The sequence below is a fragment of the Halarcobacter sp. genome (assembly GCF_963676935.1).
In the GTDB taxonomy this organism is placed as follows: domain Bacteria; phylum Campylobacterota; class Campylobacteria; order Campylobacterales; family Arcobacteraceae; genus Halarcobacter.
Map to the genome: position 1 here is coordinate 1,738,893 of NZ_OY781470.1, position 18,156 is coordinate 1,757,048.

17 protein-coding genes are annotated in these 18,156 nt (G+C 28.3%); 4 read left to right on the top strand and 13 right to left on the bottom strand.

Features of this window, described 5'->3' with window-relative positions; genetic code table 11:
* Window positions 1-56 precede the first annotated feature (56 nt).
* Together ACKU4C_RS08490 and ACKU4C_RS08495 are read left to right on the top strand one after the other, a co-directional pair.
* On the top strand, window positions 57-578 hold the full coding sequence (locus ACKU4C_RS08490; RefSeq protein ID WP_321311389.1) for a hypothetical protein: 522 nt from the start codon (window positions 57-59) through the stop codon (window positions 576-578).
* Entirely contained in the window at window positions 578-1,267 is a 690-nt protein-coding gene (locus tag ACKU4C_RS08495) for an SDR family NAD(P)-dependent oxidoreductase (protein ID WP_321311391.1), read from the top strand. The genes ACKU4C_RS08490 and ACKU4C_RS08495 overlap by 1 nt, the downstream gene beginning before the upstream one ends.
* An 11-nt stretch (window positions 1,268-1,278) precedes the next feature.
* Here the strand turns inward: ACKU4C_RS08495 and ACKU4C_RS08500 are convergent, their stop codons facing one another.
* The 13 genes from ACKU4C_RS08500 to ACKU4C_RS08560 all read right to left on the bottom strand — a co-directional run bounded on the left by ACKU4C_RS08500 (window position 1,279) and on the right by ACKU4C_RS08560 (window position 14,802).
* Window positions 1,279-2,517 (bottom strand): OFA family MFS transporter, encoded by a 1,239-nt coding sequence (locus ACKU4C_RS08500; protein ID WP_321311393.1) that lies wholly within the window; start codon window positions 2,515-2,517, stop codon window positions 1,279-1,281.
* 84 nt (window positions 2,518-2,601) lie between these two features.
* A complete protein-coding gene (locus ACKU4C_RS08505; RefSeq protein WP_321311395.1) occupies window positions 2,602-2,823 on the bottom strand; it encodes a cysteine-rich CWC family protein in 222 nt (73 codons plus the stop codon).
* The gene (locus ACKU4C_RS08510; protein WP_321311397.1) at window positions 2,816-3,727 is read right to left on the bottom strand and encodes a class I SAM-dependent methyltransferase; all 912 of its coding nucleotides are present in this window, start codon (window positions 3,725-3,727) and stop codon (window positions 2,816-2,818) included. The genes ACKU4C_RS08505 and ACKU4C_RS08510 overlap by 8 nt, the downstream gene beginning before the upstream one ends.
* A gap of 87 nt (window positions 3,728-3,814) precedes the next feature.
* Window positions 3,815-6,298, bottom strand: a complete 2,484-nt coding sequence (locus ACKU4C_RS08515; protein ID WP_321311399.1) for a molybdopterin guanine dinucleotide-containing S/N-oxide reductase — start codon at window positions 6,296-6,298, stop codon at window positions 3,815-3,817.
* Window position 6,299: 1 nt separating this feature from the next.
* Window positions 6,300-6,887: a cytochrome C gene (locus tag ACKU4C_RS08520; RefSeq protein ID WP_321311401.1), complete on the bottom strand. Its 588-nt coding sequence runs from the start codon at window positions 6,885-6,887 to the stop codon at window positions 6,300-6,302.
* A gap of 91 nt (window positions 6,888-6,978) precedes the next feature.
* Entirely contained in the window at window positions 6,979-8,631 is a 1,653-nt protein-coding gene (locus tag ACKU4C_RS08525) for a HAMP domain-containing sensor histidine kinase (RefSeq protein ID WP_321311403.1), read from the bottom strand.
* Window positions 8,624-10,255 carry an ABC transporter substrate-binding protein gene (locus ACKU4C_RS08530; RefSeq protein WP_321311405.1) on the bottom strand — a complete coding sequence of 544 codons (1,632 nt, stop codon included), beginning with the start codon at window positions 10,253-10,255 and terminating at the stop codon, window positions 8,624-8,626. The genes ACKU4C_RS08525 and ACKU4C_RS08530 overlap by 8 nt, the downstream gene beginning before the upstream one ends.
* The gene (locus tag ACKU4C_RS08535) at window positions 10,248-10,925 is read right to left on the bottom strand and encodes a response regulator transcription factor (RefSeq protein ID WP_321311407.1); all 678 of its coding nucleotides are present in this window, start codon (window positions 10,923-10,925) and stop codon (window positions 10,248-10,250) included. The genes ACKU4C_RS08530 and ACKU4C_RS08535 overlap by 8 nt, the downstream gene beginning before the upstream one ends.
* 76 nt (window positions 10,926-11,001) lie before the next feature.
* Window positions 11,002-11,484 carry a transcription elongation factor GreA gene (gene greA, locus ACKU4C_RS08540; RefSeq protein WP_321311409.1) on the bottom strand — a complete coding sequence of 161 codons (483 nt, stop codon included), beginning with the start codon at window positions 11,482-11,484 and terminating at the stop codon, window positions 11,002-11,004.
* Window positions 11,485-11,530: 46 nt separating this feature from the next.
* Window positions 11,531-12,097, bottom strand: a complete 567-nt coding sequence (locus ACKU4C_RS08545; protein WP_321311411.1) for a hypothetical protein — start codon at window positions 12,095-12,097, stop codon at window positions 11,531-11,533.
* 49 nt (window positions 12,098-12,146) lie between these two features.
* A complete protein-coding gene (locus tag ACKU4C_RS08550) occupies window positions 12,147-13,706 on the bottom strand; it encodes an FMN-binding glutamate synthase family protein (RefSeq protein ID WP_321311413.1) in 1,560 nt (519 codons plus the stop codon).
* Window positions 13,707-13,803: 97 nt separating this feature from the next.
* Window positions 13,804-14,229: an ArsC/Spx/MgsR family protein gene (locus ACKU4C_RS08555; RefSeq protein WP_321311414.1), complete on the bottom strand. Its 426-nt coding sequence runs from the start codon at window positions 14,227-14,229 to the stop codon at window positions 13,804-13,806.
* Window positions 14,230-14,238: 9 nt separating this feature from the next.
* Window positions 14,239-14,802: a hypothetical protein gene (locus ACKU4C_RS08560; protein WP_321311416.1), complete on the bottom strand. Its 564-nt coding sequence runs from the start codon at window positions 14,800-14,802 to the stop codon at window positions 14,239-14,241.
* Window positions 14,803-14,890: 88 nt separating this feature from the next.
* Here ACKU4C_RS08560 and ACKU4C_RS08565 point away from each other — a divergent pair, with 88 nt between their 5' ends.
* Together ACKU4C_RS08565 and ACKU4C_RS08570 are read left to right on the top strand one after the other, a co-directional pair.
* On the top strand, window positions 14,891-16,078 hold the full coding sequence (locus tag ACKU4C_RS08565; protein WP_321311418.1) for an aldo/keto reductase: 1,188 nt from the start codon (window positions 14,891-14,893) through the stop codon (window positions 16,076-16,078).
* 300 nt (window positions 16,079-16,378) lie between these two features.
* Entirely contained in the window at window positions 16,379-18,118 is a 1,740-nt protein-coding gene (locus ACKU4C_RS08570; protein WP_321311420.1) for an anti-phage dCTP deaminase, read from the top strand.
* Window positions 18,119-18,156: the final 38 nt, after the last annotated feature.

Here is an 18,156-nt window from a genome sequence, read left to right on the forward strand (position 1 = left end):
AGTATAATTTAAACAAATAAAAATATAATGTATATTAAAGGAAAGTATAGTCATAAATGAAACATTATATTATATTAATAATAACTCTAACATTTTTTTTAGGTTGTAGTGTAAAGAATACTCCATCAAATATAGTTGCTAATAAAACAACTAAAACCAATATAGAAAAACTTACTACACAAATAAACTCTTTAAATGATTATATTGATGAAGAAGAAGCCTATAGCTTAGCTTATAATGCTGTAACATATTCAAAATATTTAGCACAAAAATATGAAGTTGTAAAACCTGCACTTTTTCATAACTTACTTATTAACTTAGATATAAGAGACAGAGGTTTGTGTTACCATTATGCTAATGATTTATTAAAATATTTAAATAAAAAAAAATATAAAACATTTAAACTTATAAAAATAGTTTCTAGTCCAGGTCAATACTTTGAACATACAAGTATAGCTGTTACAACACATAGAAATAAATTTAATGAAAGTATTATTTTAGATGCTTGGAGAGATTCTGGGAAACTTTACTTTTCAAAAATAAAAGATGATAAAAAATATAATTGGGAGATTCGATAATGAAAAAAAATGTTCTTATTACAGGATGTAGTTCTGGTCTAGGTTTAGCCCTAACCCAATACTATCTTGATAATGGCTTTAAAGTTTATGGGATAAGTAGAAATAAACCAAATATAGATGATAAAAACTTTATTTTCAAAGAGTTTGATTTATCAAAAATAGATTCTATTAGTACTGAGCTTACACCTTTTATAGATACTATCTCTGAAATAGAGATAGTATATCTTAATGCTGGAATATTAGGTGATATTAAAGAGATGAAATATCAATCTATAAATGATATAAAAAAAGCTTTAGATATAAATGTGTTTGCAAATAAAGAGATTCTTGATATATTATCACAACAAAAAGTAAATAATATTATTGCCATATCGTCTGGTGCTTCTAAAAATGGTTCAAAAGGCTGGGGAGCATACTCTTTATCAAAAGCCACTTTAAATATGTTAATAAATTTATATTCCAAAGAGATGTTAGAAACAAAAATCCTGGCAGTTGCTCCTGGAGTTATAGAAACGCCTATGACTGATGTTATAAGATTTGATGTTGATGATTCAATTTTTACATCTGCAAAAATATTAAAAAGTGGGGAAATACAACAACCTCTTGATGCAGCTATGAGATTAGATGAAGTAATTAACAGAGCCAATGAGTTTGAAAGTGGTTCTTTTATTGATGTTAGAAATATATAAAAGCCAAGCTTTTATATATTTTCTTTCTTTATTTTTCTAATATTAAAAATCATTAAAATTGATACAATTAAAGCTATTATAAAAAATCCTGCAAAAACATATAGTGTTTGAGCATAACTTCCTGTCATATCTTTCACAATTGAGATGATTAAAGGTCCAACTAATCCTGCAGCAGCCCAAGCTGTTAAAATATATCCATGAATAGCACCTAACTCTTTAGTACCAAATATATCACCAATATATGCTGGAATTGAAGCAAAACCTCCTCCATAACAAGTCATTATAAAATATAAAACAAATTGAAAAACTACAATTTCTGTGATTGAGGGTAACATATAAAATGCAATAATTTGTGTTGCAAAAAAGATTACATATACTGCTGGTCTTGTAATAATATCAGAGATTGAAGCCCAAAGAATTCTTCCTGCTCCATTAAATACTCCCATCAATCCAACAGCTGCTGCGGCTGCTATTGCTGAAATTCCTACAACCTCTTGTAATAAAGGTGAAGCAACACCAATAATTGCAATACCACAAGTGATATTTATAAATAACATAATCCAAAGTCCATAAAACCTAGGTGTTTTCATAGCTTCTTTAAGAGTTAAATTTGATAAATCTTTTTTAATCTTCTTTTTACCCTCTTCTACTTTCTTCTTAAACTTTTTAGGCATATATCCCTCTTCTGGTTTTTGAAGATATAAAGCAGATAAAAACATAACCACAAAATAGATGATACCTAATATGAAAAAGGTGCTTGCAATTCCAACTTTTTCAATTAAGATTTTGATTGTAGGTCCCCATATAGCAGATGCAAAACCAAATCCCATGATAGCCAATCCAGTAGCCATACCTCTTTTATCAGGAAACCATCTAACTAAAGTAGAAACAGGAGAGATATACCCTATTCCTAATCCACAACCACCTAATACTCCGTAAAAAAAGTATAAAAGAAGTTTTGATTCCATCATTATTGCAAGGCCTGAACCAATTGTTCCCAAACCAAAAAGTGATGCAGCTATTAAAGCAGATACTCTTGGACCATTTTTTTCCACAAATTTTCCCATTAATGCAGCAGATAATCCTAAAAAAAATATTGCAATACTAAAAGAGATAGTTACATCAGTTAAACTCCAAGAAAGCTGTTCTTGGATAGGTTTAACATATACACTCCAAGCATAAACAGAACCAATACAAATGTGAACACCAACTGCAGCTAGTGCCATCAACCAACGATTTTTCTCAATCATTTACCATCCTACAATATAAAATAATTCGCGATTTTATTAAGTTTTAATAATAATTAGCTAAAAAAGAAAATTTAAAAACTTTATTCAAGTTAACTTAGAGTATTTTTTTAAAAATAATTCTTTATCTTTTTTAAAAAGTATTACACAATTTCTACAAATACATGCCTTCATCTTAAGTTTATGAGGTATCAATTCTCTTAATTCAAGCGGCACTTTAATATGATTACACCAACAATCGTTATTTGGGATATCAGCTTCACAACCATTCTCTTTTTTACAAAAGGGACAAATTTTTGGATCAACCATTAATCTCTCTTTTAAATATCATATTTTTTAAACTCTTATTTTCATCACTGCTTAAAAAAGTATCTAAATTATCAAGTCTTTTTATATATTTAAATTCTGGTGCATTTTTTATAAATAGATCTTTTATAAAATCACAATTTAATTCTGGTGCATTTAAACAAGACAATACAATACAATCATCACTTGCTAATTCATATAATCTTCTAATTATCTTCTCATAATCTTTAGTTGCTGCAAAGCTTCCCTTTTGAAAAGATGGTGGGTCAATAACTATCACATCATAAGGTGCAAACTTTTTTATCCTGCTCCATGATTTTAAAATATTTAAAGGTAAAAATTTAACCTTTTTTGTATCTAAACTATTGATATGATGATTTTCTCTTCCAATTGATAAAGCACCTTTTGACATATCAACATTAACTACTTGCTTAGCACCACCTGTAACTGCACATACAGAAAATGCACAAGTATAAGAAAAAAGATTTAATACATTTTTATTTTTTGAAATATCTTTTATATATTCTCTACCTATTTTCATATCGGGGAAAATACCAATATTTTGATTTTTGAAATTTATTAAATACTTTAGTGAGTTTTCAACAAGAAATTTTTTCTCTTTCACTTCTCCAAAAACAACTTTAAAAAAACAGTTTTTATCATATCTTCTTTGAACAATAAAAGTAGAGTAACCATTTAATATGGCTATATTTTTTAATAACTCGATTATTTGATTTTCATCTTTATTTTCTTTATAAAAAGAAGCAAAAAAAATGTTATTTATAGAATCAACCGTCAAAAAGTTTAAATCTTTATAGAAATCACCTCTACCATGAAAAAGTCTTTTAAACTCATCTGTTTTTGTTTCAATATTTTTGTTTATACAAGACTCAAGAGTTTCTAGCAATTTTTAACTTCCTTAGGTTTTTTCAGATTTTATCAAAAGTAACCTAAGCTTTAAGGAAGGAAAGGAGATAAAATCTCCTTTCTTTTTTTAACTTGGTTGTTTAAAGATGGTTAAGGCAGGGGCTTTTTTTGTATATTTTTCAATATTTACTAAAGCTGTATTAGAACTATTTCCCATAGCAAGTTCCGATGTTGGAATATCTTTAGTTAAAAGGTTTGCAGAACCATTTTTACAAAGTGTTCCAATTTTACCTTTTTCTAAAGGATCATACCAAGCACCCTCTTGAACTCTTACAATTCCAGGTTTTAATCCATCAGTTACAACTGCACCTGTTAAGATTTCACCTCTATCATTAAATACTCTTACCACATCACCAGATTTGATACCTTTTGCTTTTGCATCTTGAGTATTAATCCAAATTGGCTCTCTGTCTGCAACTGCATATTTTTCTCTTAAACTTGTATTATTAAGCTGAGAGTGCAGTCTATGACTAGGGTGTGGAGAGATTAATGCAAACTCTGCAGGTTTTTCTTCCATACCTACCCATTCAGCTGGTTCTAACCAAGTTGGGTGTGCTTTACAATGTTCATAATTCATTTTTTCTATTGTTTTAGAATAGATCTCTATTCTTCCAGATGGTGTTCCAAGTGGATTTAAAATTGGATCTTCTCTAAAGTCAGCATATCTTACAAATTGTGTATTTTCATATGGAACATCAAAAGTTATTGGTTGATTTTTACTCCAAAACTCTCTAAATGTTGGCATTGGTAATTTCATTTTTTGTGCTTGATTATAAGCTTTTGTATAAAACTCTTCTATCCATTGCATTTCAGTTTTATTTTGAGTATATTTTTCAAATACACCAAACTCTTTTGATAAGTCACTAAAGATTTGATAATCATCTCTTGATTCAAATTGTTTCTTAACTGCTTGTTTCATAGGAACAATATTTAAGTTTGAGTAATCACCTGTTGCAGTAATATCATTTCTTTCATATGAAGTAGTTGTTGGCATTACAATATCTGCCATTCTTGCAGTTGGTGTCCAGAATGCTTCATTAACAACAACAGTTCTTGGTACTCTCCAAGCTTTTAATAAGGTATTTGTATCTTGATGATGAACTAATGGATTTCCACCTACCCAATAGATAAAATCAATCTCTGGATAAGTAACTTTTTTACCATTAAAATCAATTGTTTTCCCTGGATTTAAAAGTGCATCAGCAATTCTTGCAACAGGAAAAGAGTATTTAGCTGCATTTCTTAGCCATGCTGCACCACCTTCATCTTTTGTAGGAGTTACGTTTGCTGTGATACCACCAATAATTGCACTTTTTGCAGTAGGAACTCCACCATTTGAATAATGGTAAGATAATCCAAATCCACCACCAGGAAGTCCGATTTGTCCAATAACAGAAGCAAGAGTTACTAACATCCAGTGAGGTTGTTCCCCATGATGAGCTCTTTGCATTCCCCATCCAGACATAAACATAGTTCTATTATCATAGAATAGATTAGCCAATGAATTAATAGTTTTTTCATCAACTCCACAAATTTTAGATGCCCATTTAGCACTTTTTACAATACCATCTTCTTTTCCGTATAAATACTCTTTGAATTTATCAAAACCTTCAGTATAATCAGCTAAAAAGTCTGCATCATATTTTTTTGCTTCTAATAGTGTATGTACCATACCCATCATCATTGCAACGTCTGTATTTGGATTTGGTGCAACCCATTGTGCATCTAGGTATTCACAAGTTTCTGTTTTATATGGATCAATACAAATGATTTTTTTACCAGATTTTTTTAACTCTTCAAAATATTTAAATCCATTTTCATCAGTTGAAGTCCATGCAATTTTTAAAGTTGCAAGTGGATTTGCACCCCAAATTACTATAACTTTTGAACTTTCTAATACCACAGGCCATGAAGTTTGTTGTTCATACACTTCAAGTGTACCCAATACATGTGGCATAATTACTTGCGATGCACCAGTTGAATAATCACCAACAGTACCAGTAAATCCACCTGTTGCAGTCATAAATCTATGTAATAAAACTCTACAGTTGTGGATACTACCACTACTTTTCCAACCATAACTTCCGGCAAAAACCCCCTGGGCACCTTTCTCTTTTCTTGTTTTTTTAAGCTCTTTTGCTATTAATTTTATTGCTTTTTCATATGGAACTCTAACCCATTCATCATTACCTCTTAATTCAGGTTTAGGACTATCTGGATTTTCTAAATAAGATTTTCTTACCATTGGATATTTTATTCTATCATCTGCATATACTAAATCTTGAGTATAATATTGTAATGAATTTTTAATATCTGAAGTTTTTTGATAAGGTTCAGATTTTACCACTTTCCCATTTTTTATAGTTAACTTTAACATACCCCAGTGAGCGGCTGTTAATACTTCACCATTTACAACTAGTTTTGAAGAAAATTTTGCAATTGTACCTGCAAGTAATTCACCTCTTTTTGTAATTGCATCAATAAATGGAACCGTACTAAATAATGCAGCAACTTTTAAAAACCCTCTTCTTTTTTGATCAATATTTTTCATATTATTCACCTTTCATATCTTTTGCATGTTTTTGCAAATATTGTGTTACTAAATATCTTTCTTTTTTTGGAATAGCAGTTCTATTCACCATCGCTTTAAACATACTTGGCCATTGGTTAGCTGTAAACTCACTTACAGGATGAATAGGATGACAGATAGAACAGTTATTTTTAAATAAATCTTCTGCTTTATCATATAGGGGTTTTAAATCTTTAGTTAGATTTTCATTTTTTGTATATGCAGTTAAAACTACTTTATCCCACTCTACACCATTTTCATCTTTACTTGATGAAAGTTTTTTTATATCAAACTTTCCTTTTTTACTAAGTCCAGCAACTAAAATTCTTTTCCCCTTTGTAAAGTAAATGGCATTAGATACTCCAGCTTTCATAAACCCTTCAATTTCTATTTTAGATTTATCTGAATTTTTTTCTACCACTTTAACTTCTGATGTGGGTAAAAGTCTACCTTTAACAGCATTGCTATCTGAAGCTTCATATAGGTTTTTTACACTGCTACTGTACATTGTTTCACTTGCATATAATGAAACTGTCAATAAAGTCATTCCAAGAATTAAACTCGTTTTCATATTGCTCCTTTAGTTTTTCTATATTTATAGTATAAAGGAAATATGAGTTTAAATAATTGTAAAAAAGTGGGAAAAAAATGTAATTTTGTATTTATTTTACTTTTATTGTAAATAAAGCTCCATTTTTGACATTTTTAGCATAAACAAAGCCTTCCATATTATTTTCAATAATCATTTTAGTCATATACAAACCAATTCCTGTACCTTGTTTTGCATACTTTGTTGTGAAGTAAGGTTCAAATATTGTATCAATATCTTCGAGTTTAATTCCTCCTGCATTATCCAATATTTTAATTACCGTGTAAATTTTACCAATTTTTATACTGATTTTTATTTCAGGGTTTTTGATTTTTCTTAATACAAGGGCATCTTTTGCATTTGAGATTATATTTAATACAGCATGTGAAAATTCACTTGAATACCCATTTATTATATTGTCTTCTTGAATATCAAATGTCAAATTGATTTTATTATTTGTTAATGAAGCATTTATAATTGCTAAAGCTTTTTTACAAGCTGTTAATACAGAAAAATCCTCTTTTTTCTTTGTTGGTTTAAAAAAGTTTTGAAAATCACTAATTGTTGTTGACATATGTTCTGTTATTTCGTTACAGATTCTAATGTTTTCTAAAAGGTGTTCTTTTTCTAACTTATCATATCTTGTGATTGTCTCTAACTCCATTAAAACAGCATTGATTTCACTTATAGGTTGTCTCCATTGGTGAGCAATATTACCAATCATCTCTCCCATTGCAGCTAGTTTTGATTGTTGCATCATAAGTTTTTCTTGATTTGTTCTTTGGTTTATCTCTTCTTGTATTTTATTTTCCAAACTATCAATCATTTGGTTCATTACATTTTTTAATACATTTAATTCTTTTGATTTTCCTTCCTCTTTAAGTCTTTTACCAAATACACCCTCTTTTAAATTATCTAAGGTTAATGTTGCTTCTTGAATTAATTTATAATCATCATTTAGATTCTCTTTTATTAGTTTTACTCTTCTATTTATTGCCTCTGACATTAATCCTAATTCATCTTTACTATCTATATCAATATGTAACTCATTATTGTAAGCCATAGGATTATTTAAATAATTAAAAAATTTTCTTAATCCTCCTTGTATTGCTTCAATACCTTTTATAATTTTAAGAATTACTGTCATATCAAGAACTAATCCTATTGCTCCTATAAATAATATTCCAATAATTATAAAAAGGTTATTCTTATCAACATTATTTTTTAATTGAATCAATTTTGATTCAGAACTTTTTAGTTTCTGTTTTTGTAAAAGCTTTAATTGATTGATTAATCTATAAAAACTATCTCTTTCTACAGTAGAAGTATTCATAAAAGCACCTTCATCAAAACCATTTAAAGAATATTCTCTTGTAGTAAGGGCTATTTTCTTATATTCGTTCCAATAAGTTTTATCCATTTTAAGATTTTTATCAAAATTTTCATCTAATTTTTTTATTATAGGTGAAATCTTTTTATCTATTTCTTTTTTGAAACCATCATTAGGTGAAATAACTAAAGATAAAATTATTTCACGTAACATATATAAATCTTCTATATATAAAGTTTGAATTTTCTGTGTATCTTGAAAATTTACAACTACACTATTAGAGTTTTTAAAACTTTCATTATTTATTTTTAAAGACAACCATCCTATAAAAAGTAAAGATACTAGTGCTATAAAACCCAATATTAAAAACTTTTGTCTAATTTTCAAGTTAATCATTTTTTAACCTTATAGGATATAGATATTTTAATCTTTCTTTTGGAAGTTTTTCTTTTCTAATTGACCAATGATAAGGTGTAATTTTTGCATTCCACAAGGGGAAAAGTGCCATTTTAGATGGTTTGTAAATCACCTCTTTATTTAGTGCAATTACTGTATTTACAGAAGGAAGAACTAAAGTATATGCCTTATCGTAAGAGTATAATAAAAGTTTATCAACCTCTTTTTGAAATGCTTTAGATGAAACATCTAACTTAAAAAGTTTATGAAACTCCTTGTCTAAATATTTGTCTTTTAAAATAGAGCTCCAACCTGAATCAGGGTACAAGGTAAAAAATCCCGTCCAAGGATGTCCATTCCAATCCTCATCTCCCCAAATAAGCAGATCCCAATCATATTTTTTATGTTTATTTTCAAAGAGCCTATTTAGTACTACTTTTTCATCATTTGTGACATAATATTTTAATCTAACACCATATTTTGATAATTGATACTCAATCCCTTTCCACATAAACATAAACCTATCTTGTGTAACAACATTTAAAACTAAACCATTTAATATAGTTTTTAACTCTTTTTGGGAAAATCTTGACTTTCTATTTATATACTTTTTGGATATTTCTTTCGAATAATAAGCATTACTAGATAATAAAAAAGCAGCTTTTTTTGCCTCATTTTTAAAAATGAATTTTATTAATCGCTCTTGATCAATTGCATCATTTAATGCCCTTCTAACTTTTACATCCTTTAGCTTTGAGTCTTTTTTTAATAAATTAAAATGTACTAAAAGATTTCCATTTGATGGCAAGATTAATAGTTTTGCATATTTTGAGTTAACTATTTCTGTTTTTTTATTAAAAGGGATATAAGCGATATCTAACTCACCCTCTTTTTTTGATATTTTATTAATAACCTCTTCATTAGTTAATTGAGTATATATTGTTATTTTTTCTATATAGGGTTTATCTTTTTCAAAATAGTAAGGGTTTGCTCTTAGAACTATTTTTTCACTTTGTTCTAATCCTGTTGCGTATCCTTCTTCTAAGATATAAGGTCCTGCCCCATACAAACCTGCCCCTTTAGTATTTTGTGCAGTATAACTTGGTCTCCAATTATATTTTTTATAATAGGCTTTTGTATAAAAATTTATTACACACAAGTCATTTAATAACATACCATAAGGTTCATTTAGATGGATTCTTATTTTATAATCATCTATTTTCTCAACATAATTTAAAGCATTGTGTATATTACTGTATAAAAAAGGCCCTTCTATAAAGTGTTTAAAATTCTCAACTACAGAATCTGCATCAAATTTTGAACCATCTTGATATTTTACATTATTTCTCAACCAAAAATCATATGTCAAATCATCAATTTTTTTGTGTTTATAAGCTAAATAATATTCCCATCCTTTATTAGAATCACTCAAGCGTACTAAAGTTCCATTTATCAAACTTAGTATATTAAAATAAGGAAGTGTTGGCATATATACTTTTAGATGGGAATTTTTAACTCTATGGTTTATAGCAATACTTTTTGAATCATCATGTTTATAACTTATTGGTTCAAGGGCAAATAAAAAATTACTTGTTAAATAGAATAAAATAAAGATTCTAAACAAATTTGTACCCTACTCCTGAAAGATTTGAAATAAAATCCTTTGGCAATTTTTTTCTCAAATTTTTCACTAATGATCTTAAGGCATTATCAGTCATTACACTATTTTGCCATACTTCATCTTGTAATTGTTCGTAATAAACTATATTGTTTGTATTTTTAAATAATAACTCTAAAAAAAGTATTTCCTTTTTTGTTAAGGAGATTAACTCTTCATTATGTAACAATATTTTTTGATTCCAGTCATATTTATAACCATACGGAAGCTCTTTTAAATAAAATTTTGATTCAGAAAATAATTTTTGGCATCCCTCTAAGGCATTAATAAGTTTTTCTAAATTTATTGGTTTAACAATATATTTTTCTATATGCATATCAATTAGTTCTAACAAATATTTTTCACTAGTATGTGCAGTTACAACAATAATACATATATCATTATTTTTTTGTCTAAGTTCTTTTATAAACTCTATACCATCCATATCTGGCATTTCCAAATCAGTAATAATTAAATCTGGAGTGAAATTTTTTAATTTTTCTAATGCTTCTACACCATTTCCGGCTTCTTCAACTTCAGCTACAATATACTCTAAAGAAGAGACTGTTTTTTTCCTAATTAACTCTTCATCTTCAACAAATAAAACTTTTATTTGATTTAATATTTTATTATGCATATCTATATTTCCTTAAAAATAATCAAAAAGAGATCTTTTTATAAAACATCTATTTTATATTTAAAATTATTAACAATTAGTAAAACCTATACATTTGTACATCAATAACTTCATATTCAAAAGATTGGTTATTTATAGAAAATTCAAACTCCTCATTTAATTCTTTCCCTAAAAGTGCAATTCCTAAAGGAGATTTATTTGATATTTTATTCTCATTTGGGTTGGTTTCAAAGGTTCCTACAATAATATAAACTTTTTTTTCATCTGTATTTAAATCTAATAATGTAACTTGTGAACCAAAATTTACTTTTATGTGAGGGATTTTTGTAGTATCAATTACCGTTGAATTATTTACTATTTTTTCTAAAAAACGAAGTCTTTTATCGATATTTCGTATCATCTCTTTTGCAGAAATATATTCAGCATTTTCACTTCTATCACCATGCTGAGCAGCTACCTCTTTCTCTTTTACCCAATGTGGCTTTTCAACTTCAAGAAGGTTTTTAAACTCTTTTACTATATTTTTATATCCAAACTCTGTAATTAACTCTTTTTGCATAAACTATTATAGTTTAAAAAGTTTGAATATGTAGTGAAAGCAGTTATTAAACTGCTCCCATAAGTTGTTTTGAACTTTCTCCTACAAAAGTTAACATCTCTTCATATGTTTTTGACTCTTCTTCTACATCACTATCTGATAATTCATCAAATAATGTTTCTATTTTCTCTTCTTGTTTTTTAAGTGCTTTCATATCACTTTTTTCTAAATCAGCTAACTCTAAAAGTTCATTCCATACTGAACTCTCATCAAGTGGAATCGCAGTAAATTTAACACCTTCATATTCAAAAGTACCTGCTTTTTCTAAATCAGTAACATATAATAAATATAATCCTCCAGATACAAAGAAACCTTTATATTTTTCCATCATTGGTGCTAAGTCATGAAAACTTTCTAATTCAGCAGCAAAGAATTTGATTGTTTCACCTTCACTAATCATAATAACTTGCTTAGCTTGAATTTTTGGAGGTAATTTTCTATCTGGTGAGATTTGTTTACCCGCTTCAATAATTAAAGCCCCTCTATATCCATAAGTGCCATCACTTAAATCACCTTGAAAAGATGGTTGCCATGCTAATTCATTCTCTTTAATAAACTCAATAGGAGTTGCCATTTTATTTCCTTGTAAATAATATTACTTTTGAGAATGCAAGAACTGTTCCTTAATTCATAAACCTTTCATACTCTTTAGGATATGGCTCTGTTAGTAAATCTCCATTTTTCATAGGTGCAAAAATTTCATCATATCTTTTATATTTTGTTTCATCTAATCTTCTAAATATATGTGTTCTATTTAGTTTAGATGGTTTATCTAAACCAGCAGATGCTAATATCTCAATAAAACTCTCTACTGTTAATTCATGGAAGTTTGCAACCCTTTGTTTTTTATCTTCTACAACAAGTCCTCTAGTTAATCTTTTGTCCTGAGTAGCAACACCTGTTGGACAAGTATTTTTGTTGCATTGTAAAGCTTGTATACAACCTAAAGATAACATCATTCCCCTAGCACTTGCACATAGATCTGCTCCAATAGCTAAAGCTTTTGTTATATCCATACCATTTAATACTTTTCCAGAAGCAACAACTTTAATATCATCTTTTAAACCAAATCCAACTAAACAATCAATTACAAAAACTAAAGCTTCTCTTAAAGGCATACCAACAGAATTTGTATATTCTAAAGGAGCTGCTCCTGTACCACCTTCTCCCCCATCTACAGTGATAAAATCTGGTTTTATTTCTAATTTTACCATTGCCTTACAAATATCAATAAACTCCTCTTTTCTTCCTACACTTAGTTTGAAACCAACAGGTTTTCCTTCACTTAAGTCCCTTAATTTTTTGATAAATTTAATTAAGCCCTCTGGTGTAGAAAAACTTGTATGTGTAGGAGGAGAATCAACTCTAGTATGAGGTTTCACATCTCTGTCTTCTGCTATTTCAGGAGTGTTTTTATTGGCAGGAAGTATTCCTCCATGGCCAGGTTTAGCTCCTTGTGAAAGTTTTAATTCAATCATTTTTACATTTTCATTTTTTGCTTTTTCACTAAATTTCTCTTCATGGAAATTTCCATTTTCATCTCTACACCCGAAATAACCAGTTCCTATTTGCCATATTAAATCACAATTTGTTGCAAGATGGTATCTACTTAATCCACCTTCACCTGTATTTAATGCAAAATTTCCAATTCTAGCCCCATGTCCTAAAGCTAATATTGCATTGGCACTTAAAGCACCAAAACTCATTGCAGAGATATTTAAGATTGAAGAAGCGTAAGGTTTTTTACAATCTTGTGAACCTATTATTACCCTTGGATTTTGTTCTAAAGATGAACCTTTTATTGCTTTTAAAGAGTGCCCAATCCATTCATATCCTGGTTCATATACATCAAGTTTTGTACCAAAAGGAATAGTACTTTGTACACGCTTTGACCTTCTATAAACTACACCTCTTTGTTGTCTATTTATAGGAACCCCGTCAATGTCTGATTCAATAAAATATTGTCTTATAGGAGGTCTTAACTCCTCTAAAATCCAACGCATACGACCAAGGACTAGGAAGTTTCTCCATAAAGAGTGTTTAGTTTGTTTTAAATCGTAAAATCCTAATAAAACTAAGAATAAAAAGATTAAAGCTAACCATAAAAAATATGAATTTAGTATTGATAAAACAGAAACAATAATTGCTCCTATGATTATAAAGTCTTTAAAGAATTTAGGCATAAATCATCTCACTTTTTTATTTTATTATATAATTTATACCTTTTTTGGAAGTTAAATCCTTTTGTATTTGTGTATTAATCTAACAAAATTGTAAAAGTCACTCAACACTTGTGCATGAATCGCTACTTTGACAAGTGCCTACCTCTTTTTTTGCATCTAAGTGAAGATTTAAAGCACTGTTTAATTTAGGAATATCAAAACCACATATTTTTATATCATCAACTTGGATAAGAGGTCTTTTTATTAAAATTGGTTCTTTTATCATAAGTTCAACCAACTCATCTTTTGAATACTTATCAATATCTATCTCACCACTTTTAACTTGTGGTGCAAATTGATTTACTATTTGATTTTTTTCTAAACCATCAAAAAAACTATTTAAAGTAGCCCTATCCCATTTTGTTGATAGCATCGATTTTACTTCAAATTCAACACCATTTGCTATTAAAAGTTCTTTTTGTTTTTTATTCCCTGCACATCCAGGTTTCTCATAAAATATTACACTCTTTTTTACATAAAACACTTTCACTCCTTAATCCATATAGGGAATATCTAAATTTGCATCTCTATCCCTTGCTGTGAAATCAAAACTTGTTTCAACTATAATTTTTGCTAGAGATTTTTCTATTACTTTTATTTGTAACTTATGATAATTGTTATTTGAGATATTATTCTGTATTTCTATTTTATAATACCCTAAAATTATTGGGTGTATTTTTTCTTGATTAGATACTAATTCATCTAAAAATAGTTTTAATTTAGATATATCATATTCATCAATTTTTTTTAGTTTTCTCACTAAGTTTCTAACAAATTGTTTTGGCTGGTAACCTTCACTCATCTGCAATAATTTAGAGGCTGCATACAAATCTGCATCTTGGGCAGAGTAATTATATAGATACCTAAAGTGGTCACAAACTAAATTTATATATTTAGGGTAATGTTTTAAAACAAAAATCAACTCCTTTAAATCTCCATCAATCAATACTTGAAATAGTGTAGCAGTTCTTTTCTCTATTTTATCCCAATGGTTTCCATCCTCTTTAAAATCACCAAGAAACCTATCATAAACCTTTAAATCATAATTTTCTTCCATGAAATTGTATATGCAATAATCATACCTCTTATTGATAGTGGTATGGAAATTGTATATAATATCGTTTCGAATTATAAAAAGGTTAATAATGCTATCAAAATATTCATTTGGAACTTACAGAACAACATATCAAAATCCCCTACATAAAGAAGCTCTTGCTTTTGCACTAGATAATGGTATCACACATATAGATACATCATCAAACTATATGCATGGTGAAGCAGAGATTTTAATAGCTCAGGTTTTAGAAAATAGAAAAAGAGAAGATTTTACAATTGTAACTAAAGGTGGTTATATACAAGGTGAGCTTTTAAAACAAGCTCAAAATGGATATGAGATTGATGAACTGGTTAAATATGACCAAGATTGTTATCACTCAATCTCACAGTCTTTTATAGACCAAGAGATTCATAATAGCTTAAAAAGGTTAAATACAGACTACATAGATGTTTATTTACTCCATAACCCAGAATACTACTTAATGAAAGAGATTAAAGCTGGTATGTCAGAAGAACAAATCTTACATCATCACGAGATAATGCAAGTAAGAATCAAAAAAGCCTTTGCCCTACTTGAACAAAAGGTAAAAGATGGGAAAATAAAAGCTTATGGTATCAGCTCAAACTCTTTTTCTAAAAAAAGAAGTGATATACACTTTTTAGAATATAAACATTTAGTTGCTTATGCAAAAGAACTAGCGGGAGAAAATCACAACTTTAAAGTGATACAGCTACCTATGAATATGTTTGAACATGATGGAATCAATGCAGCTAAATGGGCACATGAAAATGGTTTAGAAGTTCATGTAAATAGACCATTAAACGCAATTTACAAAGACAATATGCTAAGACTTGCAAGTTATAATGAGTGTATCAATTATGACACCCTTTTAAGTCAAGTAAGAGAGATACCAAATGATGCTTTCCAAGAAGCTTTAGAACAACTTTTAGGTATAGAAAATGAATATAGATGGGCTGGAGATGTAGATGATATAATTGAGTATCAAGTTATCCCTTATATAGTAAATACAATCCAATTGGATCCAATATATTTCAAACTAGTTGATAACTTTTTAGATGCCTATAAAAACAATGTAAAATCTAAAATCTCAAAAAAAGTTAGCGAGGATTTAGGGATAAAAGAACCAATAGATTTTGCTGCACTTAAATTTTTAGAAGAGCAAGAGTTTGTAACTAGAATCCTAGTTGGGATGAGAGATAAAAGATATGTGCAAAAAGTATTGGGCTACAATGGTGTAGAGCTGAAAAACAAGTAGGTTTTAAACTTGCTTGTTAGCTTTTATATGTACTTCCTTCTAAATTATAAAAAATGTACTTTAAAGTTAGATTCTGACTTTTTATATACATTATGTATATTAAAGTTCTAAATATCGATATAAAAGATACATGAAAATAACTTTTTCTATTTAAAAATATTTTATTTTATAATCTTTTTTAATAAAAATGCCTTAAATAAGCTTCTTTTAGAATATATAATAAATAAGTAGATTTAAGTACTTTATTTATATAATTTATATTCAATAAATAGTTATGAGATAAAATGAATGGAGATTTAATTGAATACAAAAAATAGTCAAATGATATCAAGTCTTTTTGAAGAAAGAAGCAAGTTTGTAATAGTTGGACTTACTGGACGAACTGGTTCTGGATGTACAACAGCAGCAACAATTCTTGAGCAAGAAAATCCAAATTTTCCTAATATCAAGGATGTAAATTATCAATCAAAACCATTTTTTAATAAACTTGATGCTAAACGTTACAATATAGTTTCAGACTATACAAAGGAAAATTATTCTCAGTTTGTCTCAATAAAAGTTAGCGATTTGATTTCTGCCTATATTTTATCAATTAAAGCACCTAATATGATAGATTTTATTTGTGCACAAACAGAATCTATTAGCAAATCAAAAATTGAAACACTTATTAAAACAGGCTCATTTTCAAATAGATTTTTAAAAACAGAAAAATTAAAAAATATTTCTAAAAAAATACTTGATCATGATACTCCTTTTGAACTAACTCCTACAGAACGTGACAAGTTTTTTACTTTCATGAAATTAATAAGAAAATTCACTAAAGAGTTTAAACGTGAATTACAAGAACTTGAAAATGAATTATATATTAATGTGTATCAAGCAGCAGGTAATTCTATAAGACGTACTGGTAAAATTCAAACTAATTATGAGATAGAAGAGTTTATACCTAAATCTGTATTTCATTTACCAGAAACTATTAATCGTTCAATTAAAATAATAAGACAAGTTAAAAGACATAATGCATTAATTGTAATTGATGCTATTAGAAACCCTTACGAGGCCATGTTTTTTAAAGAAAGATATGCTGCTTTCTATTTAATGTCCATTAATGCCCCAAATGAAGATAGAAAAAATTATTTACAAAATATACATAAGTTTACCGTAGATAAGTTTGATGAATTAGAACAAAAGGAATCTGGTAAATCAGATATTAATGATTCAGACTTTATTAGTCAAAATGTTCAAAGATGTATAGAAATGTCAGATATTCACATTTTTAACCCTAGAAATGAATTAGATAACAATAATGTATTAAAAGCTCAATTAGCTTGGTATTTTGCATTAATTTTACATCCAGGGTTAATTACCCCAACTAAATTAGAACGAGTTATGCAAATAGCTTATACAGCAAAAAGTAATTCAGGTTGTATTTCTCGGCAAGTTGGCGCTGTAGTTACTGATGTAAATTTTTCTATAAAATCAGTGGGATGGAATGATGTAGCAAGAGGTCAAATACCTTGTAATTTAAGATCATTAAATGGTTTAGAACATAGCTTTGATGCTGTATCATATAGCTTATATGAACAAAATAATAAAGCTTTTAGGACGCAAGCTAAACTTGAATTTTCTAAAATAAATAATCAAGAAGGTACCAAAGGTAAAAACTTAGCCTATTGTTTTAAAGATATTAAAAATAAACTAGATGACAAAGGTAATCAAGTTCACACAAGGTCTTTACATGCCGAAGAAAATGCTTTCTTACAATTAGCAAAATACGGTAGTTCAGGAATTGAAGGTGGAAAATTATTTACTACAGCAAGCCCATGTGAATTGTGTGCAAAAAAAGCATATCAACTTGGTATTAAACAAATTGTTTTTATTGATCCATATCCAGGTATAGCAATAGACCACATTTTAACAATTGGAAATAATAAACCAATCTTAACGCAGTTTAGAGGGGCTGTTGGTAGAGGATATCATCAATTATATGAACCAATAATATCGTATAAAGATGAACTAAATTACTTAAAAAACTCATAACAAAATGCAAGAACCAATATTTGCCCTAAGGCTGCGTC